At 68.3% G+C, this 21214-nt stretch carries 17 protein-coding genes, 1 tRNA gene and 1 pseudogene; 6 read left to right on the top strand and 13 right to left on the bottom strand.

The window, feature by feature from the left end; genetic code table 11:
- Positions 1-69: 69 nt before the first annotated feature.
- The 4 genes from ACYVAN_RS14640 to ku form a co-directional block, all read right to left on the bottom strand.
- A complete protein-coding gene (locus ACYVAN_RS14640; RefSeq protein WP_460959811.1) occupies positions 70-762 on the bottom strand; it encodes a hypothetical protein in 693 nt (230 codons plus the stop codon).
- A 584-nt stretch (positions 763-1346) separates the two neighbouring features.
- Entirely contained in the window at positions 1347-3857 is a 2511-nt protein-coding gene (locus ACYVAN_RS14635; RefSeq protein ID WP_460959809.1) for an ATP-dependent Clp protease ATP-binding subunit, read from the bottom strand.
- Between the two features lie 87 nt (positions 3858-3944).
- On the bottom strand, positions 3945-4850 hold the full coding sequence (gene ligD / locus ACYVAN_RS14630; RefSeq protein ID WP_460959807.1) for a non-homologous end-joining DNA ligase: 906 nt from the start codon (positions 4848-4850) through the stop codon (positions 3945-3947).
- Between the two features lie 22 nt (positions 4851-4872).
- Entirely contained in the window at positions 4873-5853 is a 981-nt protein-coding gene (gene ku, locus ACYVAN_RS14625; protein ID WP_460959805.1) for a non-homologous end joining protein Ku, read from the bottom strand.
- Positions 5854-6148: 295 nt separating this feature from the next.
- On the opposite strand from ku, the gene ACYVAN_RS14620 reads away from it, so the two are divergent.
- Positions 6149-7066 carry a DUF3048 domain-containing protein gene (locus ACYVAN_RS14620; RefSeq protein WP_460959803.1) on the top strand — a complete coding sequence of 306 codons (918 nt, stop codon included), beginning with the start codon at positions 6149-6151 and terminating at the stop codon, positions 7064-7066.
- A 31-nt stretch (positions 7067-7097) separates the two neighbouring features.
- Here the strand turns inward: ACYVAN_RS14620 and selB are convergent, their stop codons facing one another.
- The 3 genes from selB to ACYVAN_RS14605 all read right to left on the bottom strand — a co-directional run bounded on the left by selB (position 7098) and on the right by ACYVAN_RS14605 (position 11056).
- Complete coding sequence (gene selB / locus ACYVAN_RS14615; protein WP_460959801.1) at positions 7098-8861, bottom strand: selenocysteine-specific translation elongation factor; 1764 nt, start codon at positions 8859-8861, stop codon at positions 7098-7100.
- Positions 8861-10150: an L-seryl-tRNA(Sec) selenium transferase gene (gene selA, locus ACYVAN_RS14610; protein WP_460959799.1), complete on the bottom strand. Its 1290-nt coding sequence runs from the start codon at positions 10148-10150 to the stop codon at positions 8861-8863. The genes selB and selA overlap by 1 nt, the downstream gene beginning before the upstream one ends.
- A gap of 141 nt (positions 10151-10291) precedes the next feature.
- On the bottom strand, positions 10292-11056 hold the full coding sequence (locus ACYVAN_RS14605; protein ID WP_460959797.1) for a class I SAM-dependent methyltransferase: 765 nt from the start codon (positions 11054-11056) through the stop codon (positions 10292-10294).
- A gap of 261 nt (positions 11057-11317) precedes the next feature.
- On the opposite strand from ACYVAN_RS14605, the gene ACYVAN_RS14600 reads away from it, so the two are divergent.
- Both ACYVAN_RS14600 and ACYVAN_RS14595 read left to right on the top strand, forming a co-directional pair.
- Entirely contained in the window at positions 11318-12160 is an 843-nt protein-coding gene (locus ACYVAN_RS14600) for an acyl-CoA thioesterase (protein ID WP_460959795.1), read from the top strand.
- A gap of 89 nt (positions 12161-12249) precedes the next feature.
- On the top strand, positions 12250-12930 hold the full coding sequence (locus ACYVAN_RS14595; protein WP_460959793.1) for an SDR family NAD(P)-dependent oxidoreductase: 681 nt from the start codon (positions 12250-12252) through the stop codon (positions 12928-12930).
- 124 nt (positions 12931-13054) lie between these two features.
- Here the strand turns inward: ACYVAN_RS14595 and ACYVAN_RS14590 are convergent, their stop codons facing one another.
- The 4 genes and pseudogenes from ACYVAN_RS14590 to ACYVAN_RS14575 form a co-directional block, all read right to left on the bottom strand.
- Positions 13055-14512 (bottom strand): benzaldehyde dehydrogenase, encoded by a 1458-nt coding sequence (locus ACYVAN_RS14590; protein WP_460959791.1) that lies wholly within the window; start codon positions 14510-14512, stop codon positions 13055-13057.
- A gap of 163 nt (positions 14513-14675) precedes the next feature.
- Complete coding sequence (locus ACYVAN_RS14585) at positions 14676-15137, bottom strand: hypothetical protein (RefSeq protein WP_460959789.1); 462 nt, start codon at positions 15135-15137, stop codon at positions 14676-14678.
- A gap of 249 nt (positions 15138-15386) precedes the next feature.
- Complete coding sequence (locus ACYVAN_RS14580) at positions 15387-16001, bottom strand: TetR/AcrR family transcriptional regulator (protein WP_460959977.1); 615 nt, start codon at positions 15999-16001, stop codon at positions 15387-15389.
- Between the two features lie 390 nt (positions 16002-16391).
- Positions 16392-16721 (bottom strand): annotated as a pseudogene (locus ACYVAN_RS14575) (enolase C-terminal domain-like protein); the annotation flags it as partial.
- A gap of 118 nt (positions 16722-16839) precedes the next feature.
- Between ACYVAN_RS14575 and ACYVAN_RS14570 the strand changes: the two are divergent.
- Entirely contained in the window at positions 16840-17421 is a 582-nt protein-coding gene (locus tag ACYVAN_RS14570; RefSeq protein WP_460959787.1) for a GntR family transcriptional regulator, read from the top strand.
- Between the two features lie 155 nt (positions 17422-17576).
- Here ACYVAN_RS14570 and ACYVAN_RS14565 read toward each other — a convergent pair.
- Positions 17577-17670 (bottom strand) — tRNA-Sec (locus tag ACYVAN_RS14565).
- A gap of 55 nt (positions 17671-17725) precedes the next feature.
- Here ACYVAN_RS14565 and selD point away from each other — a divergent pair.
- Positions 17726-18736 carry a selenide, water dikinase SelD gene (selD, locus tag ACYVAN_RS14560; RefSeq protein WP_460959785.1) on the top strand — a complete coding sequence of 337 codons (1011 nt, stop codon included), beginning with the start codon at positions 17726-17728 and terminating at the stop codon, positions 18734-18736.
- Between the two features lie 46 nt (positions 18737-18782).
- On the opposite strand, the gene ACYVAN_RS14555 is transcribed toward selD, so the two are convergent.
- Entirely contained in the window at positions 18783-19442 is a 660-nt protein-coding gene (locus ACYVAN_RS14555; RefSeq protein ID WP_460959783.1) for a TetR/AcrR family transcriptional regulator, read from the bottom strand.
- 109 nt (positions 19443-19551) lie between these two features.
- On the opposite strand from ACYVAN_RS14555, the gene ACYVAN_RS14550 reads away from it, so the two are divergent.
- Positions 19552-21186, top strand: coding sequence for an MFS transporter (locus tag ACYVAN_RS14550; protein WP_460959781.1), 1635 nt, complete (start codon positions 19552-19554; stop codon positions 21184-21186).
- Positions 21187-21214 lie beyond the last annotated feature (28 nt).

The raw sequence follows: 21214 nt of genomic DNA, 5'->3' as shown, positions 1-21214 counted from the left end.
TACACGCAAAACGGCGGTGGCTCCGGAAGCCGCCTTTCGACCCGGCCGAGCGAGCGGATATCCACGACGTCAACGCAGGCCGCCCTCCTCGATGGCCTCGTCCAGACTGTCCATGAGCACCACGCCCAAGGTGTTGGCGACCGAGCCACTCATCAGCGCGCTTCGCAGCTCGTTGGCCAGCAGCCGCACCCGCCTGCGTTCCGGTTCCGGTTGCTGCGCGGCCTCCAGGAGATTCCGGGCGGTCTGCTCGATGACCTCGGTCTCGCCGTATCGAGCGTGCACGGTGGGCAAGGTCAGCAGGGCCACGCGTGCCACCCGGACGAGCCCGGTGAGCGTCGCGGGGGTGTCACCGGCTTCTACAGGTTTTTTGGGCGGCACCATGACGGGAACCGGTTGGTCGCGCGCGTCCGGAGTGGTGTTCGGTCCGCGTTCCGCTGTCGAGTCCTGTTCGAGCACGGTCACCGGGGAACTCTGGCTGCGGGCCCACGCGGCGACATCGCCGCCGTAGTGGTCGACGCAGATCAGGCCGAATCCGGTGAGTCCTGCCCTGCTCGGCACATCGGTGTCGTCGCTCCGCGGCGTGGAGATGAGCTCGCGATTCCGCAGACCCCGCAGGACCTGGTCGAACTCGGCCCCGGTGATGGGTGGTGAAAGTGAGCGGGCGTGCGGGCTGCTGAGAAAGGTGGCCACTTCCGGGCGGAAACGATTGTCGTCGTAGAGGAACCGGAGGAAGGCGTTCGCGATCGTTTCGAGTCGGCTCACCGATGTGCCCCCTCCGCAGCCGTTCGGTATGCGGTTCCCGCAGCCGCGAGCGGTTGGTGGTGGCCGCGCCGGTCGTGCGGGCGCGGACGTGCGTTGCGAACGCGACCCTTCGTTCGCCCGTACGTTCCACAGCCCCAGTGACGATTCCGGGGTTCGGACCCGTGGCATCCGAGCACTCGGATGGTCTGCTCCACGCGCTGGCCGTAAACCCCGTGTGAAGCAGAGCCTAGGGGGGACAATCGGGGTCCGCAGTGTTTGTGTCACTCACATGATTGGCTGCGGCGAGATTGTTTTTGGTGATCAGATAGCATTCTTCGTGCTGATAAGAAGTGATTTCGTCATGAGCTGAGTGGGTGGCGCACGGGGCGCAGATGCCCGCAGATGCCCGCAGCCGCCGAATCCGGTGCTCGACACGACTGCGCGGTCGCGGACGCCCTCTCTCCGGAAGACGGTCGTCCGCGACCGCGTGGTGCCTGGTCAGTCCCGCCTGTCGGCAGATGCGCTCAGCGCGAGACCCGGTGTTCGCTCGTGTGCGCGGTACCCCGCGACGACCGCCCGCATTGCCGGGGCGGTCACCGATCGGGTCACCGCACGGAGAACGTCAGCTCGTCCCCGGAGCTGTCGACCTCGACCCGCTGTCCGTGATCGAGCTTGCCCTCCAGCAACAGGTCCGAGATGGAGTCGTCGACCTCCCGCTGGATGGTCCGACGCAGCGGACGCGCACCGAACTCGGGCTGGTGGCCGTGAACGGTGATCCAGTCGACGGCGGTGGGGGTGAACTCGACGTCGATGTCCTGCGAACGCAACCGTTGGCGGGTGTCGTCGAGGAGCAGTTCGGTGATTCGGTGCAGCTGGTCCTGCTCCAGCTTCCGGAACACGACGATCTCGTCGATGCGGTTCAGGAATTCCGGGCGGAACGATTCCCGAAGGCGAGCCATCAACCGTTGCCGGGACGGTTCGTCGGTTTGTTCCTGTTCCCGGCTGTTGAACCCGAGCACACCCGAGCGCTGCGAGATGATGTCCGAACCGAGGTTGCTGGTCATGATCAGCACGGTGTGCTTGAAATCGATCGTGCGCCCCTGGCCGTCGGTCAACCTGCCGTCCTCCAACACCTGGAGCAGCACGTTGAACACGTCCTGGTGCGCCTTCTCGATCTCGTCGAGCAACACCACCGAATACGGCCTGCGGCGAATCGCCTCCGTCAGCTGACCCGCCTCGCCGTATCCGACGTATCCCGGCGGCGCGCCGACCATGCGGCTGGCGGTGTGGCTCTCCTGGAACTCGCTCATGTCGAGCCGGGTCATGCGAGCCTGGTCGCCGAACAGGGACTCGGCCAGTGCCCGGGCGAGCTCGGTCTTCCCGACCCCCGTGGGTCCCAGGAAGAGGAAGGTGCCGACGGGCCGGTTGGGGTCGCCCATGCCGGTGCGCGACCGGCGGACCGCCCTGGAAATGGCGTGCACCGCTTCATCCTGGCCGACCACCCGATTGTGCAGCTGCTCTTCGAGGTGCAGCAGTCGGCTCTTCTCCTGCTCGGTCAGCTGCTCGGTCGGGATGCCGGTCGCGCGGGAGACGACCTCGGCGATGTCCTCGGCGGTCACCTCCGGGATGCCCGTCTGCTCGCCATGTCGGTGCTGGCGGATCTGTTCCTGCACCTCGATGAGCTGGTCCCGCAGTGCCGATGCGCGCTCGTACTCCTCGTCGGCCACCGCTTGATCCTTGTCCCGCACCAACTGCTCGGCCTGCTTGTCGAGGTCGCGCAGATCCGCGTTGGGCGTACTCGTGCGGAGTCGCTTGCGGGCGCCCGCCTGGTCGATGAGATCGATCGCCTTGTCGGGCAGGAAGCGGTCGGAGATGTAGCGGTCCGCGAGCTCGGCCGCAGCCATGATCGCCGAGTCGTGGAACCGCACCTGGTGGTGGGCCTCGTAGCGGTCGCGCAATCCGCAGATGATGCGTTCGGTGTCCGCCACGCTGGGTTCGGAGACCGTGATCGGCTGGAATCGGCGCTCCAGGGCGGCGTCCTTCTCGATGTTCTTTCGGTATTCGTCGAGCGTCGTCGCACCGACCGCGTGCAGTTCGCCCCGGGCGAGCTTCGGCTTGAGCATGTTGCCCGCGTCGACGGCTCCTTCCGAACCCCCCGCTCCGACGACGGTGTGCAGCTCGTCGATGAAGATGATCAGCTCGTGGCTGTGCTTGCTGATCTCGTCGAGGAGCTTGTTCATGCGTTCCTCGAAGTCACCGCGATAGCGGGTCCCGGCGACGATACCGGACAGATCGAGCTGAACGATGCGCTTGTCGGCGAGCACGTCCGGCACTTGGTCGTCGATGATGCGCTGTGCGATGCCTTCGATCACCGACGTCTTGCCCACACCGGCCTCGCCGATGAGAACCGGGTTGTTCTTCGTCCGCCGCGACAGCACCTCCACGGTCTGCTCGATCTCGTCGTCCCGCCCGATCACCGGGTCGAGCTCGCCCGCACGTGCGCGCGCGGTGAGGTCTTGGCCGAACTGCTCGAGAGTGGGCGTGCTCGATTCCTGCTGGGGTTCCCGCGTCTCAGCGCCGCCGCCCCGGCCAGGGGTGCTGTTGGACTGCAACGCCTGCAGTGTGACGTTCGACTTCGCCAGCAATCGACCGGCGTTGGAATCCGGGTTGGCCGCGAGGGCGAGCAGCAGGTGATCCGGCCCGATGTAGGAGGAGCCGACGGCCCGCGCGATCTGGTGGGCGTCCAGCAGAGCGCGCTTGGCCGCGGGTGTGAGCGCCAGGGACGGTTGCTCGCTGCCCTCCGCTCGCGGCAGTGCCTGCTCGATGCTCTCCGCCAGCGCATCCGGGCTCGCACCGGCGCGCTCGAGCATCGCGTGCGTCGTCTCGGTCCGGCAAGCCGACCACAGGAGGTGCGGTGTGTCCAGGTCGCGGGTCTGGTGTTCGACCGCGAGGCGAGCCGCCGCTCCCATCAGTTCCTGCGCCTGCTGGGTCATCAGTCGGGTGATGTCGACGCGTTGCACGGCTCCCTGGCCGGGGCCGCCCGAGCCAAGGAACCGGGCGAGGAAGTCATCGAAAGGACTTGAACCGAACCCGCCCGGACCGAAGAAGCCGGTCATCGTTACCTCCCTTGTCGGCGAGCATCTACAGCAGGGTTTTCCCGCGTGGATCGACTGTTCAAACCCGAGGTTCCGGGGAGAGACGCGTCACAACGGGAACGGATCCTCGTGCAGATCGTCGAGCAAATCGCCCTTCGCCAATCGCCGCAGCACCTCCGTGCTGGTGAAGCGCAGGTCCTCGGGACGCTCGCAGGACCGGACCTCGTCCCACGTGATCGGGGTCGACACGGTCGGGTGGGACCGAGCGCGCAACGAGTAGGCGGCCACTGTCGTCTTGGCCGGGTTGTTCTGGCTCCAGTCGATGAAGACCTTGCCCTTCCTGGCGGCCCTTGCCATCTTCGCCAGGACCTGATCCGGGTGTTCGTCGGACAGGTGCTGGGCGAGGTCCTTGGCGTAGGCGGACGTACGTTCCGAGCTGCTGGTGCGCACCGGGCAGTACAGCTGCAGCCCCTTCGACCCGCTCGTCTTGGCGTAAGGGCGCAAACCGTCGGTGCGCAACAACCGGTACAGCCATTCCGCCGTGCGGCAGCACTCCACGATGGTGGCCGGTTCACCCGGATCGAGGTCGAAGACGAGCAGATCTGGCGTGTGTCGAGCCCCTCGTGGTCCGACGGTCCACTGCGGTACGTGCAATTCGAGCGCGGCCAGGTTCGCGGTCCAGACGAGGGTGGGAAGGTCGGCGATCACCACGTGGTGGTTGGTGGAAGATCCGGATCCATCGGCGCCGCTGCGCAGCGCCACGGTACGCAGCCAGTCGGGGGCGTGCCGGGAGACGTCCTTCTCGAAGAACGAGTCGCGGCCGACACCGTCGGGAAATCGGATCAACGTGGCCGCGCGATCCCGCAGGCGGGGTAGCAGGGCCGGAGCCACCTGCCGGTAGTAGTCGATCACGTCCCCCTTGGTGAACCCCGCCTCGGGATACAGAACCTTGTCGAGGTTGGACAGTCGAAGGCGCTGACCCGATACGTCCACGGTCGTGCGGCTGCTCGGCATCCTCGACCACGTCCTCTCCGATTCAGGAGGCCCGGCGTGAACCCCGACCGCGTCCGCCTTCGGCCGTCGAGCCGGCCACGGCCTCTTCCAGCTCCGCGCGATTCATCTTCGAGCGGCCGCGGATTCCCAGTTCCTTGGCCTTCTTCTCGAGTTCGCTCTTGCTCAGGTTGTGCACGTCCTGGACGGGTTCGGCCTCGCGCTGCTTTTCCCGCCGGTCCGAACGGCCCTTGCGCGCGTGGTCGACGCTGCGACGCAACGCGTCGGTGAGGTCGATGACGTCGGTCGGTTGAGGAGGTTCCTCCGCGACCTCGGGCGTACGCCCCTGGCTCTTCTCTTCGATGAGCTGTTCGACCCGGGTCGTGTAGGTGTCCTCGTATTCCTCGGGCTCCCACTCGCCGCTCATCGACTCGATGACCGTCGTGGCCATCTGGATTTCCTTCTCGGTCGGTTCACCCGTCGCGGGAGCGTCTTCGACGAGTTCGCCCGGATCGCGGATCTCGTCGGCGAAGAAGAGCGTGTTGAGGGCGAGCGCGGTCTCATCGGCCCGGACCGCCGTGAGGTAGGCCTTGCCCCGCAGGACGAACGTGGCGATCCCGGCCTGGTTGGTCTCGCTCATGGCCCGCCGCAACAGGTTGTACGGGCGGTAGTGCTCCTTGTTGTTCGGCGCCAGCCAGTAGGTCTTCTGGAAGTACACCGGGTCGATCTCGTCGAGGTCGACGAACGTGGTGATGTCGATCGTGCGGGAGCGGCCCGGGGCGATCTCGTCGAGTTCCTTCTGATCGACAGTGACCAGCGCGCCACCGACCTCGCGTCCTTTGACGATGTCGTTGTAGTCGACTTCCTCGCCGGTGCGTTCGTTGACCCGCTTGTACCGGACGCGATCGTTCGTACCGCGCTCGTACTGGTGAAACGAGATGGTGTGGTCCTCGGTGGCGCTGTAGAGCCCCACGGGGATGGTCACGAGTCCGAAGTTGATCGAGCCGGTCCATATCTTGCGTGCCATGCGGCCACCTCCTTCGCCCGTGACATCGCCCCACGGTGCGGTGTTGAGGCCTCTTAGCAGTATGGCTCGCATCGCGGGGGGTCGAGGACTTCGGCGCGGTCGCAACGTCCGATTCCGCTCGGTCACGACCGTGCGGCGACATCGGAGCAGCTCGTCCGAGTCCGCGGCCACCCGCACGAAACCGTCCTCGTCGGAACAACTCTGCAGGAGGCGCTCGCAGCTCATGGTAGGTGCGCGCGGTCGCGCGCACAGCGCAGCCGCCGGGTGCATCCTGGACTCGACCGCGGGAGGAGTTATGGCGTTCAAGCGCAGGTGGGCCTGGTTGGTGGGCGCTCTGGTGGTGGTCGCGGTGCTGGTGGTGGCCGCCACCATCGTGCTTCAGCGCACCAACGGAGCCGTGAACGGAGCAGGCCCGGTGACCGTGGTGAAGGTCGACAACGCGCCCGCGGCGCGCCCGCCGACGGGGATCGGCGCGGCGGACCTGGTCTACGTCGAACCGGTCGAAGGTGGTTTGAACCGGATGGCAGCCGTGTTCGCCAGTGAGAAGCCCGAGGTGGTCGGACCTGTACGCAGCGCGCGGGAAACCGACCTCAGGCTGCTCCCCGAACTCGGGAGGCCCGCCCTGGCGTTCTCCGGTGCCGCGCCGGAGCTGTTGCCGCTGATCGAGGACGCCCAGGTCCTGGACGCTTCACCCGCACGTGTGCCGGACGCCTATTACCGGGATGATTCCCGCAGCATTCCGCACAACTTGTACGTCCGCCCGGACCAACTGCCACGCGGCGAGGTGTGGTCGGCCGAGGAGGCGTTCCGGTTCGGGGACGCTCCAGGTGGCGGGCAGCCCACCCAGCACCGCGAGGTGCGGTACACCGCTTCGTCGGTCGGGTTCGACTGGTCCGACGGGCAGCGCCGATGGCTGGTGTCCATGGACGGCCAACCGTTCGAGACCGCCGACAGTGGGCGAGCCGCAGCGGCCAACGTGATCGTGCAGACGGTTCCGGTGCGCGAATCCTCCTTCGAGGACAGCGAGGGCAGTGTCTCGCCGTTCGCGGACACCGTCGGCAGCGGCGAGGCGACGGTGCTCCGTGACGGACAGTCCTTCCAAGCTCGCTGGTCGCGCCCATCGGTGGAGGCCACGACCACCTACACCACGCCGGAAGGAGAGCCCATGCCGATGGCTCCCGGAAACGTGTGGATCGTGCTCACGGCCGGGTGAGCGGCGGGCGGTGATGCCGGTGGACGTGGATTCAAACCACCCGGTGCGCTCCCTCCGGAAGACGCTCGGTGTATCCGTGTCGAGCCAGGTGTTCGAGCAGCGGAACCACGACTCGACGGCTCGTCCCGAGCGCTTGCCGAGCCTGCGCGGGCGTGAACCGGTCGGGCAGGTGCCGAAGTCGCTCGACCGCCGCCGTCTCGAACGCGGGCAACAACACCAGGCCGGGGCCCAGTCGCGAGAGCTCACCCGCACGCTCGGCGGCGGCGAGTTCCTGCTCGCCCATCCCCAGGGCAGCGAGTTCTTCGGAAGTCGGAGCCTGGAACGGGGCGGTGCGCAGCGCCTTGCGGAGCGTGGTCACCGCATGCCGCACGGATTCGGGAAGTGTCGTCGAAGTGGCGCTCAGCCGTCCCTCGTGCAACGTCAGATCCGCCGCTCCCGGAGCTCGTAGCACGGGTGCGAGCAACGCGGTCTCCGGCAGGTCGAGCGCATGCCGAACGGATTCGACGGGCATCCCGGCCGACAGCGGTTGCTCCCGGTGGTGCTGAGCGAGTACGTCGGGGAGACGCGCCGCGAGTTCGTCGCGATAGGACGAGTCGAGCAACCAGTCCGTTCCGGCGATTGCGTCCGGCGGAGGATGGGCTCCCATCGCCCGCAGCTCCTCGATGCGCACGAGGCGTCGCCGACGCAGTTCCGCCACACCGTCGGGTTGATCCCCGTAGTCGAGCAGCGAGGTCGCCCGCCGCCGCGCCGCTCCCCGACGGGTCAGCTCGGGCGGTCTGACGTCGAGGACCACCACACCGGCGGGGATGCGACGACCACCGGTGTCCCGGAGCAGGGCACGGTCACCTATGCGCAGCGGCTGCGGCCTTCGCAGGGTCAACCGTGCGGTGTGCGCCCCCAGTGGACGCACACGCGCGGCGACCGACTCTGACCCCACGTGGAACATGAGCTCACGCGGGAGCTGTGCGGCGACGCTGCCGCGCAGCCGCACGTCCACCACCTCGGTGGTCAACCAGCGCCGCGGTGCGAGCAGGGCGCCCCCGCGGGCGACGTCCTGCAACGAGACACCGCGCAGGTTGACCGCGACGCGGGCCACCGCACCGACATCTCGCTGCGGCGTCCCGAGGCTGTGCAGGCCGCGGATCGTCGCCGTCCGCCCGGCAGGATGCAGCGACACCTGTTGTCCGACCCGCAGCCGTCCGCCCGCGAGGGTGCCGGTCACCACCGTCCCTGCACCGTGGACGCTGAACGTCCGGTCGATCCACAACCGCACGTCCTCGTCGTGGTCCGGAGGAGGCAGCCGACGTGTGAGGTCGTCCAGCTCTTGCCGCAGTTCCGCGATTCCCCATCCGGTCGTACCGCTGGCGTGCACCACCGGAACGCGGCCGAGCGACGTGGCGCCGAGCTGCTCCAATGCCTGCTCGGTGGCGCCGTGCGGATCTGCGATGTCGCAGCGGGTGACCACGAGGAGGCCGTGTTGGACGCCCAGCGCGTTGAGCGCTTCGAGGTGTTCGGCCGATTGGGCCATCCAGCCTTCGTCGGCGGCGACGACGAACATCGCTGCGGGAACCGGCCCGATTCCGGCCAGCATGTTGGGCACGAACCGTTCGTGTCCGGGTACGTCCACGAAAGCCGCGGTATCGCCGCCGGGCAGTGCCCCCCAGGCGAACCCGAGGTCGATCGTCATCCCTCGGCGATGCTCCTCCGCCCAGCGATCGGGTTCCATCCCGGTCAGCGCGCGGATCAGCGTGGACTTGCCGTGGTCCACATGTCCGGCGGTGGCGATGACGTGCATCAGTCCGCCGCCGCGACGAGGGCACGAACGAGGACTTCGTCGTCACGGGGAGGTAACGCGAACAGATCCAGCAGGCACTGTCCCCGCTCCACGTGCGTCAGTACCGGAGGCGACCCGACGCGCAACCTCTTGGCGAACGGTTCTGGGACCGCGACGGCCGCGCTGGGCAGGTCGACCCCGGGTGCGCCACCACCTCCGACGGTGGCGGTACTGGTCAGCGCGACAGCCTCCACGTGCGGCCGGAGCGCGTCGACGATGTCCTGGGCGCGGCGCAGCAGACTCGCCCGGTCCTGTCGCAAGGCGGCCGCGACCGGTGGTTCCGGACCGCGCACCGTCGCTTCGAGCGCTGCGAGGGTGAGCTTGTCGACCCGCAAGGCCCGGGCGAGCGGGTGACCGCGCAGCTGCCGCACGAGTTCGTCGCTGCCGAGTAGCAACCCGGCCTGGGGGCCGCCGAGGAGCTTGTCGCCGCTGGCGGTGACCAGGTCGGCGCCAGCGGCCAGCGTGGAACGGGCGTCCGGTTCCGCGGGCAGCGCGCGGTGGGGGGCGAGCAGGCCCGAACCGATGTCCACCACCAGCGGAACACCGAGCGAACGCAATTCGGTGACCGGGACCGAAGAGGTGAATCCGCTGATCGCGAAGTTGGCGGGATGCACCTTCAGCACGAATCCGGTATCGGGGCCCACGGCGTCGCGGTAGTCCTCGAAATGAACCCGGTTGGTCGTACCGACCTCCCGTATCCGGGCACCGGTTGATTCCAACAGATCGGGGATCCGGAACCCGGCGCCGATCTCGACCAGTTCTCCCCGGGCGAGCACGATCTCCCGGTCCTGGGCGAGTGCGGTCGCCGCCAGTGCCAGTGCGGCCGCGCCGTTGTTGACCACGTGGGCGGCTTCGGCGTCGCCGACCGTGTCGAGAAGCGCGGCGATGGTCGAAGCTCCGCGGCGTCCACGTTGCCCGCTGTCGAGATCCAACTCCACATCGGTGGTGTCGGAGGCCTGCCGCAGAGCCTCCACAGCAGCCAGGGAGAGTGGCGCCCGGCCGAGGTTGGTGTGCAGCAACACCCCGGTGGCGTTGCGTACCCGGCGGATTCCGGCCGCCGAATCGGGTAGTTCCGCGAGGGTCGTCGGGACGACGTCCTCCGGGGCGATCTCGCCGGCACGGGCTCGTTCCTGCACGGTACGCACGGTGCGCTTGACCAGATCACGGCCGATCCGGTCGATCGCCGCCGAGATTTCCGGATCCGCGAGTACGCGATCAGTGGCCGGTACGTGGCGCCGGGAATCCTGCATGTGCCGAACTATAGGAGATCCACGTCGGCCGCACCGCTCAGCGGAATCCGTGGCGCGCTCGCGCGAACCGATCCGCGGTTCCGGAGCGCCCTGGTGGTGTACTCGCCGGGATGGCCATCCGGGCGGAGGATTCCCGGATCCTCAAATCTGCTCCGAAGTGAGCTGGTCGCGGGCACCCGGCCCCGGAGATCGGGCGAGGAACGTGTGCACGATGTCTCGTTGCCAGCCGACGGTGGTGCTTCGAGCGGTGTCGACGAACCCGGCGTGGCGCAGGCGGTCCTCGAAATCCCGGGCGCCGTCGAACTCGCGCACGCTGCGATGCAGGTGCCGGTACAGCGTGGCGTCACCCGTGCACAGTCTGCCCGCCGGAATGATGACGCCGAGGCAGACCACGTGCCAGAGCAGCCGCGCGCGCATCGAGTCGCGCACCGAGTACTCGTGGACGGCCAATCTTCCACCGGGACGGAGCGCGTCGCGAAGAGAGCGGAGTCGGGCATCGCGGTCGGGGAGGTTGCGGATCAGGTAGGCGGCGAGGATCGCGTCGAATCCGGCACTGCGGCCACCGGTTTCGATGATGTCCTCGATGGGTTTGTGGAGGAACCGCACCGTTGGGGGCCAATCCTTCTCACGTGCCTGGGCCAGCATCTCGGCTGAGGCGTCGACCGCTGTGATTCGTGCCCTGGGGGCGACGGCCAGCAATGCGGCGGTGGACGCTCCGGTTCCGCAACCCGCATCGAGCAGGTGTTGTCCGGCGCCACCGTCGCGGATGCCGAGCCGAAGTGCCGACTTCCGGAGGTCGCGGTGGTAGCCGGGATTCGAGCCCACCAGCCGGTCATAGGCGCGGGCACCGGCGTCGAACGCGGTGGGCACCTGGTCGAGCGCCAGCCCGTTGCGTTTGCGGCTCATCGCCGGCTCTCCCGACGTCGTTCTTCGAAGGTCCCGAACCGTCTACCCCCGAGGAGCGTCCGGGCAAACCAATCTGCACAAATAAAGGTTTCAGTGATGACCGAATCTCACCCGTCTGAACAAGACCGTCGCCCGGCCGTAAACACGTCCGGGACAGTGGCATGGCTCAGATCACGCACCGCTGGCGGCTCATGGTGAGTATTCTCGGCCGGTTCGCGGGAGATCTCGCGAAGTGTCACTACCGGGCATCGAGAAAGCGGGATGAACGTGTCGTCACAGCGGATGGACTCCGTCACCGATGTGCAGCAGACCGATGTGGTCGACCTGCTGACGCTGGAGGAGATCGACCGCGATCTCTACCGGGCGAACGTCGTCTTCGACGAGCCGTACGCGCTGTACGGGGGACAGGTGGCAGGACAGGCCCTCCGGGCGGCGGGCCTCACGGTGGGGGCGGACCGGCTGCCGCACTCTCTCCACGGCTACTACCTGCGGGGCGGGGACGCGGCCCGACCGACGATCTTCCACGTGGACCGTGACCGGGACGGACGCTCGTTCTCGGCGCGGCGAGTGGTGGCGGTCCAAGGTGGCGAGGTCATCTTCAACATGTCGGCGTCGTTCCACGTGCGCGAAACCGGTGTGGACCGCGAGATGACGGAGCCGCTGGACGTGCCGGAACCGGCGGAACTCCCGAGCGCGCACCTGCCACGATTGTTCTCGATGGAAGGAAGGCTGCCTCCGCAGCCCTATCCGGACGGGGAGTGGCCGACCCGGTTCTGGGCGCGCTGCACGGCGCGCATGCCGGAGGAACCACTCATGCACGCGTGCGTGCTGACTTATCTCTCGGACATCTCCAGCGGCGTGATGCCGCTGAACGACAGCTCGGCGGGGTCAGGGCCGAGCCTGGACCACGCCGTGTGGTTCCACCGGCAGACCCGCATGGACGACTGGGCGTTGATGGACCTGGTCCCGCACAGCGTTTCCGGCGGCCGCGGCTTCTACAGCGGAACGATCCGCGGCCGGGACGGCACGCTCGGTGCCAGCCTCACCCAGGAGGTCCTGTTCCGCTCCAAGCGGCGCGGAGGCGGTAGGCCGGCGAGTCACTGAACCGGGGCCGGTCTCGGAAACCCGCGGGACGCACCGGCACGGCCGGTCGGCTGCAGGCGGCGTTCGGCTCCGCCCGGCACCATGACTCTATGAGTGGAGAAGTGGTGGTGACCGGTGCGACCGGGGGACTGGGCCGGGCGGTGGTGACCGAGTTCCGGGAACGCGGCCTCGACGTCGTGGCGATGAGTCACCCCGGCGAGGCCCTGGAATCCATCGGCGGCGAACCCGGCGTCCACGCGGTGGGGGCCGAGCTCGCCGACCGCGAAGCGGTGGTCGACGCGTGGCGCCGAATCGACGAGTTCGCAACCCCCACCGCGCTCGTCGCGTTGGCCGGGGCATTCATCGGGGGCTCACTGCCCGAACTCGACGAGCGGATCACGGGCGCGCTGTGGGACTCGAACGTCGCCTCGCTGCTGTGGTGCTGCCAGCAGGCCGTACCGAGATTCGAATCGGCCGGTGGTGGTGCGATCGTCACGGTCGGTTCGAGAACCGCGGTGAGCGGCCGGGCACCGATCGCCCACGCGATGACCAAGGCGGCGGTCATGCGCGTGAGCGAACTGATCGCCGACGAGGTGAATGACAGCGGCATCCGGGCGAATTGCGTGCTGCCCTCGGTGATCGACACCCCTGCGAACCGGACGTGGATGTCGGAGTCCCTCGCCGAGCGTGCCGTTCCACCGTCCGCGATAGCCAAGGTCATCGCGTTCCTGTGCGGCCCGGAGGCCTGGCCGATCAGCGGTGCCCGCATTCCGGTGTACGGGCGAGTCTGACCCCCTACTCGAGGCCCGACCCGGCAGGTTGACCGAACCCACCCGCCGACACGGCCCGATACCGCCGGCCCGGAGCAGGTTCTCGGTGGCACGGCGGCGATCCGCGGATTCGGGACCAGCCGGGTCAGATCGGGTAGCTCGCGGTGTCCCGCCGCGCCGTGATCCAACGGGTCTCGGTGAACGCCTCGATGTTGGCGCCGGCACCTCCGAAACGCGCCCCGGTCCCGGAGGCGCGAACACCACCGAACGGGGCTTGGGCCTCGTCGTTGACCGTCTGGTCGTTGATGTGCGCGATACCGGTCGGCACCCGTTCCGCCACCGCCATGCCTCGGCCGACGTCCGCGGTCAGCACACCGAGGGACAAACCGTAGTCGCTGTCCGAGGCGAGCCGCACCGCCTCGTCCACCGTGGAGAACCGCGCAACCGGGGCCACCGGGCCGAACACCTCATCGTCGTAGGCGGGTACGCCCGGGCCGGCATCGGCGAGCACCGTCGGCCGGTAGAAGAGGTCTTCATAGTCGCCACCGGCGACTACCCGGGCTCCGGCTCGAACGCTCGCCTCCACGAGCCCGTGGATCTTGTCCCGTTGACCGGAGTCGATGATCGGGCCGAGTGCGACCTCGTCCACCGCCGGATCGCCCACCGGGAGGTTCTTCGCCTTGTCCGCCAGCCGTTCGACGTACTCGTCGTAGAGCGACTCGTGCACGAGATGGCGCCCGGTGGTCATGCAGATCTGTCCCTGGTGGAAGAACGACCCCCACGCGGCGGTGCTCATCGCCTGGTCCAGGTCCGCATCGTCGAGCACGATCAAGGCGGAATTGCCGCCGAGTTCCAGGTGGGCGCGCTTGAGGTGCTTGCCCGCGAGTTCGCCGACCGCACGGCCAGCCCGGGTGGAACCGGTGAACGAGACGACCCTGACCGCCGGGCTCTCGACCATGGCCGACCCGACATCGGACCCGCCGGGAAGGACGTGCAGCACCCCCGGCGGCACGCCGGCTTCCTCGAAAACGCGGGCGAGGGCGAGCCCACCGCACACGGCGGTGCGCGGGTCCGGCTTGAGAACCACCGAGTTCCCGAGCGCCAGGGCGGGAGCCACCGACCGGATCGACAGGATCAGCGGAGCGTTGAACGGGGCGATGACGCCGACCACGCCGGCAGGCACCCGGCGGGACATGCTCAACCGGCGTGACTCGCTCGGAAGCACCTCGCCCTGCGCTTGGGACGGCAGTGCGGCAGCCTCGAAGCACTCCTGCGCCGCCACGTGCAGTTCGAAATCGGCCTTGCCCGGCACGCTGCCCGCTTCGCGAATCAGCCACCCGCGGAATTCATCGGCGTGTTCCCGCCAGAGGTCCCCGGCTCGACGAAGGATCGCCGCGCGTTCCGTGAACGGCGTCTCGGCCCAGTCCTGCTGGGCACGAGCAGCGGTCGCCGCCGAATGCCGCAGGTCGTTGACATCGGCCAGGCCCACTCGGCCCAGTTCCGAGCCCGTTGCGGGCTCCACCACGGCACTCTCACCGGCGGCGTGCTCCCATGCCCCGGTGAACGCCCGGCGGTGCCAACGTGCCTCGTCGAGGAAGACCATTCCCACTCCTTGCCTTGTTGCGCTTCAAGAACCAGACTCCCGCGTGCACCGTCCGGAACCAACCGGCCGATTCCACTGAACAGAAGGCTGCCCCCGTCGAGCGTCCGGATCCCGGCGGGCCGATTGATCGCCGACGGGTGCGCGATCGGTGCTCGGCGACCGATCAAGTACCCGATTCCGGTCGAGCCGCGTGCCAGGGAGCGGCCGTCCCCTCGATCCGCGTGCGCTCCCGCTCCTTCATCTCGGCTTCCGCGACGTGGCGTCGCCCAGCAAGGAGCTCTTCCCGGGCGCGGCGCTCCTCATCGCGGAACACCGACCAGTATCCGTCGTCGTACTCCTCGACGACCTGGAAGGTCCACCGACCAGCGAGAACGTTCCGGCCGAGCAGAACCGCGCGGAGTCGGTCGCTGATCGAGTGTCGACCGAGCTGGTCGAGAATCGCCAGCGCTTCGGCGAGTTTCGCGTCGGCCGCGCCGGTGAGCTGGTGGAACTCGTAGAGGTGGCCGCGAGCGCGCTCGACCGTTTCGAGCGCCTCGGTCAACTTGCCCAGTGCGATGACCACATCGGTGTCCACGCCTTCCGGACGCTGGTGCCGGTCGTCGGGGCGGTCGGGAGGGGTGTTCATTGCGCCGGCCTCGATGGTCGTGGTCGTCGGGTGCTGCGAACGAGGGAGCCGGCCGTTCGACCGGGTTGGTCGAAGGCATCGGGTAGCCGGTTCGTCCGCGACCTCGGGGCTGCCCGGTCGTCGTCCCGGGAAAACCCGCGCCGCGGAGTGGCCATGCCGACGGGTGGTGCGTTCCGCGCCGTCATCCCGCGAACGGTGCCGGCTCGGCTGGTCGTCCCGATGCGCGCAGGCCCCTTCTCCGACGGCAGATCACGACCGCGACAACGCGAGGCCGTCGAAAGCGACCTTCACGACCGCGTCGGCAAGCTCCTCCTTGGACAGTCCCTTGCGCGGCTGATACCACTCGATCAACGAGTTCACCATTCCGAACAGCAGACGACTGGTCAGTGCGGGATCCAGATCGGGCCGGATGCTGCCTTCCCGCTCTGCCGAGGCCACGAGCTCACCGAGGATGTGGTCGATCTCCCTGCGACGTTCCAGGGCTTGTCGCTCCACCGTGCTGTTGCCCTGCACCCGCAGCAACACGGTCACGAACGGTTGTTCGTCCACGAGCACGTGAACGCTGCGGCGCACGACGTGGTGCAGCCGGTCTATCGCAGGGCCTTCCAGCGACTCCCGCTCATGGGAGACGGCGACGAGCGCATCCAGGGCGCGGTTCACGATCAACCGGAGCAGTTCCTCCTTGCTCGGCACGTGGTAGTAGATCGCGGATTTGGTGATGCCGAGCCGTTTGGCGAGGTCTTCCATGCTGGTGCTGGCGTAACCGCGCTCGTGGAAGATCTTCGCCGCTGTGCGCAGCAACGAGTCCAGGTCGTAGCCCGGCCGGCCTCGACCGTTGCGCTTGCTCGTCGTCCTCGCCGTCATGCGTCCCAGTTTCCCCCCTCGGTCCCGTTCGGTAGTCGCGGAGGTCCGGTCCCCGGCCCCCGTCGGTGGTCCTCCGACGAGCGGAGGTCGTCGGGGAGTGGTGCTTGCTGCTCCACAGCCGGCGATTCGGATGCCCCGGCGCGGATACATGCGGTGGCGGACCGCAACGACATTGTCGGGTCCGTGCTGGTCCAGTCCCCGGTCATGACCAGCTACTTCGTTGCATGCGCGAGTTGCGGAGGCTCGATATTCGCACTGCCGGTCGGTTACGCGCTCGACGCAGGAGGTGCCAGTGGTGCGCTGTTCGCCTTTGCCGGCGGAGCGGCGCTCTTGATGGTTCTGTCCCTGTTTTCGCGCGGATCGGTGCGCGATGGCCAGCGCCGCGACGGTCCACCGACTGAGGCGACGCAGAGCTGCGAAGTCCTCAACGGCGTCTGGGCGCAATGGCTCCTCGAACCACGCCACTCCGTAGTCCGCGAGCATCGAAGCCGTTTGCAGTGCCCACTTGTAATCACCCCGCCAAAACGCGTCACTTCCCCCCGCGTCTACAGCCAGCAGGCGCTCGTCGCCGATCGCTGTCCGAGCAGCAGCAACCACCTGTTCGTCCTGGCGAGCGCTGCCCCGGCCGATCGGGCCCCAGCCGATCTTGAACGCTCGAAATCCCTGACCGAGCAGGTCGGTCAGAGTATCCGCCAGTGCGATCGGCTCGTCGGCGAGCACCGACGCGTACGGCAACACGCGGTCACGGTGGCGCCCACCGAGCAACCGCCCCACCGGCTGACTCGTGATCTGGCCGAACAGGTCCCACACCGCCAGATCGATCCCACTGATCGTGTGCGTGAGCGATCCCCCACGACCCAGCCAGAACGTGTGCTGGTGCAGCCGCTCGGTCAGACGCTCCGGAGCACTCCGCCAGCTCGAGAGCGAAGGCCTGGTCGTCCACTACCCCAACCGCGGCTCGTTCGTCACGGAGATCGACTCCCGCGAGCTTCGCGGGGTCCTTCTCCCCATCCGACTTCAACTCGAACAGCACGCCGCCCATCACGCGATCGCGCAAGCCACCGCCACGTTCTGGAAGGAACTCATCGAAATCGTGGATGGCATGTACGCAGCGGCCGACCGCGCAGACGTCCGAGCCCTCACCGAGGCCGACGTGCAGTTCCACCGGACACTGATCAACGAGGCCCACTCGGTCCACGCCGCCCACATCTGGTCCGGCATCGAATCCCGGGTACGCATGCAATTCCACAGCCTCGGACAACCGCAGCGCCGCCTGCATTCCATCGCCGACGAGCACCGACAGCTGCTCCACGAGCTGCGCAGCGGGGATCACGCACGCGCCGACGAGGCGCTCCGAGAGCACATCGTCGACGCGGCCGAACAACTCCTCGACGGACCCAGCGACGACACCGCGCGCTGATCGCACTGCATACTTCGTTCAGAACCTGCGGCGCGGATCCGTGACTGGACCCCATCGGATCTGCCGGTGTTCCGCGCCCCGGCCGGCAACACTGCACCTGCAACGACATCGCAGGACACGGCGTTGCCGACCGAGGCTCGCACAATGCCACCTCAGCGGAGGCGGACGGGAATCGAACCCGCCTGACCGAGGTACTCGGCCACGTCGGTTTTGAAGACCGCGAGGGCCACCAGGCACCCTGACGCCTCCGTGACACACGATACGGGAGGTGCGCGCAAACGCACGGTCACCTAGCGTCGTCGGGGTGACCGAACTCGACGAACCCGTCACTCGTACCCACCGCCTCACCCAGTACGCGCACGGGGGTGGCTGCGCGTGCAAGATTCCACCGGACGAGCTGGAGTCGATGGTCTCCGGGCTGGCGCCGAGCTCGGCGCCGACCGAGCTGCTCGTGGGCCTCGACCACGGTGATGATGCGGCGGCCGTCCGAATCAGCGGCGACTCCGCCGTGGTGAGCACCGCCGACTTCTTCACACCCGTCGTCGACGATCCGTACGACTGGGGGCGGATCGCCGCCGCCAACGCGCTCTCGGACGTCTACGCGATGGGCGGGAAACCGGTCGTCGCGATCAACCTGCTGTGCTGGCCGCGCGAAGTGCTCCCGCTGGAGCTGGCCCGCGAGGTTCTGCGCGGGGGTTCGGACATCGGCACCGCCGCGGGCTGCCACGTCGCGGGCGGGCACAGCGTCGACGACCCCGAACCGAAGTACGGGATGGCTGTCACCGGGCTGAGCTCACCGGATTCGCTGTTGCGCAACGACGCGGGGCGGGCGGGTTTGCCGCTGTCGTTGACCAAACCACTCGGGATCGGGGTGCTCAACACCAGGCACAAGGCGACCGGGGAGGTGTTCGAGCACGCGATCGAGACCATGACCACGCTCAACGCCGCAGCTGCTGCCGAAGCCCTCGTCGCCGGAGCGCGGTGTGCCACGGACGTCACCGGATTCGGACTCCTGGGGCACCTGCTCAAGCTCGCGCGGGCGAGCGGTGTCTCTGCTGTGGTCGACTCCGCGGCGGTGCCCGTTCTGGACGGAGCACGGGAGGCGTTGCGGGACGGCTACGTCAGCGGAGGGACCCGTCGCAACCTGGCCTGGGTGCGACCCGACACCGACCTCACGGCAACGTCGGAGGAGAACGCTCTGCTGCTGGCCGATGCCCAGACCTCGGGCGGGTTGTTGGTCGCCGGGGAGGTGCCGGGAGCACCGGTGGTGGGCGAGCTGGTTCCCCGAACCGAGCAGCTCGTCACCGTGCGGTGACAGATTCCTGGAGCAACGTCTCGTCGCCGAGGAGCACCACAGCGGCTCACCCCGCGCGCCGCTCGCCCCCGTCGACGGCCGCGTCCAACCCGGATGCGGTTTCCCGGAGGACGTCGAGCAGCGCCTGGCGGAACTCCAACCCGTCCGTGCGGGACAACCAGGTGTGCAGGGCCGAGGCGAAGCAGCTCATCAGCACCATCGCCCAGGTGACCGGACGCGGGTCCGAGTGGTTCCGCGTCCCGAGCCGCTCGGAGATCAGCGAGGCCATGTCCTCCACCCAGCGCTGGCGCAGCAGGTGGAACTCGTAGTCGTCGGCGATCTCGAGATCGGCGAGCAGCCTGGCCCGCAACAGGTGCTGCTCGCGGTCGAGCTCCATCCGCTCGGCGGCATCGAGCAGTGCGATGGCGAAGGAGCGCATCACGTGCTCGCCCGCGGGGCGCGCCGAAACCACGGTCCGGACGCGTTCCAGTTCCCTGGTGCGATCTCCGAAGAGCACCGAGTCCTTGCTGGGAAAGTGCCGGAAGAACGTTCGCGGCGCAATGTCCGCCGCCTCGGCGATCTGTTCGACCGTCGTCGTCGCGAAGCCCTGCTCGGTGAACAGCTCCAGAGCGGCCGCTTCGATCTTTTCCCGGGTTCGGGCGGTCCGGCGCCTGCGGCGGTCCACGGGCGGCGCGGGCGTGTCGGCGTTCACCGGACCGGATGTCATGACGCCAGGCTGGTCCGCGGCAGGCGGAGGTGCAAGGTGGCGTACGTCATGAGTGCCAAATGGCAGTCATGACATAACCTTGGCTCGCAGTCGATGCTGAGGAGGAACGGTGACCGGCATCCATCCGGAGCTCCGCGAGGGTGAACGAGCGCGCACCGCAAGGGAACGGCACGCTCTGGAAGAGGGCATTTCCCCGGTGGTATACCGACAGCGCTGGGCGACATTGCTGGTGCTGTGCCTCGGGCTGTCGGCGACGATGCTCGCCAACACGTCGCTCGGGGTCGCGCTGCCGTTCCTGGCACGGGACCTGAACGCGTCGATGGCCGCGCAGCAGTGGTTCTCCAACGCGTACGCGCTGGTCTTCGCGGGCCTGCTGTTCACCACTTCGGCGCTGGCCGACCGCTACGGGCGCAAGGCGATGCTGCAGGCCGGGATGGTGCTGTTCGGCGTGGTCTCGGCCTACGTGTGGTTGTTCGTCGACACCAGCGCCCAACTCATCGCGGCACGCGGCTTGCTCGGCCTCGGCGCTGCGATGATCATGCCGGTGACGTTGTCGATCCTCACCAGCGTCTTCCCCAGCGACGAGCGGACCAGAGCCGTGGGCGTGTGGGCAGCCGTGTCCGGTGGCGGCACCGCGCTCGGACCGGTCGTGGCCGGGTTCCTGCTGGAGTTCTACTCGTGGCATTCGGTCTTCGCCATCAACATTCCGGTGGTGGTGCTGGGAGTTCTCGCGGGAATCCGCTACGTACCGACCAACCGCGGGCAGCGGAGCGGGCACGGCGGCATCGACTTCGGTGGAGCGGTGCTCTCCACAGCGGGCATCACGCTGGTGGTCTACGCCCTCATCGAAGCTCAGCACGTGGGCTGGACCGCTCCGGTCACCCTGGCGATGACCGCGCTCGGACTCGCACTGGTCGCTGTCTTCGTCTGGTGGGAGCGGCGGGTCGAGGATCCGATGCTGGATGTGGCTCTCTTCCGCAACCGCGCGTTCTCCGCGTCGGCCGTGTCGTTGACCCTGGTGTTCTTCGCGCTGATCGGCGTGTTCTTCTCGCTGAGCCAGACGCTGATCCTCGTCTACGGGTACTCGCCGCTGAACTCGTCGGTGGCGATGCTGCCGATGTCGGTGGTCATGGTGATCGTGGCGCCGCAGATCGCGCGGATCGTCGCGAGGTTCGGGCCACGCACCACCATCGCCGGCGGCCTGGTCCTCGCGGCCTGCGGTATGGCAGGCCTGAGCCTGCTCACCGTGGAATCGAGTTACTGGGCGCTGCTGTGGCCGCTGTCCCTCACAGCGCTGGGCATGTCCGTGGCGATGGCCCCGGCGACCGACCAGCTGATGGCGAACGTCCCGCGGGAGCGAGCCGGAATGGGTTCGGCCACCAATGACGTGACCCGCGAGGTGGGAGCGTCGTTGGGAGTGGCGGTGCTCGGCAGCGTGCTCGGTGGCACCTACGCGAGCAACCTGGACGGCTCGTTGGAAGGTCTTCCGCAGCCCGTCCGGGAAATGGCGCGGGAGTCGCTGGCCGGGGGGGTCCAGGTGGCCGCTTCGCTGAGCGAGCGGGCACCCTCGCTGATGCAGTCCGTCCTGGTGTCCTGGATGGACGGGCTGCGAGTGGCGCACCTGGCCGGGGCAGGGCTGATCGTGCTCGCCGCGCTGGTCGCCTGGATCTGGCTGCCGCGTTCTACCGAAACCGCGGCGCAGCAGCCATCCCAGGAGCAGGGCGCGGACACGGTTGTGCACTGAGGTTGCGCGCACTCGGTATGCGGGTAGT

The sequence above is a fragment of the Parasphingorhabdus pacifica genome, assembly GCF_054779195.1.
This window is presented reverse-complemented; position numbering and strand designations above follow the sequence as displayed.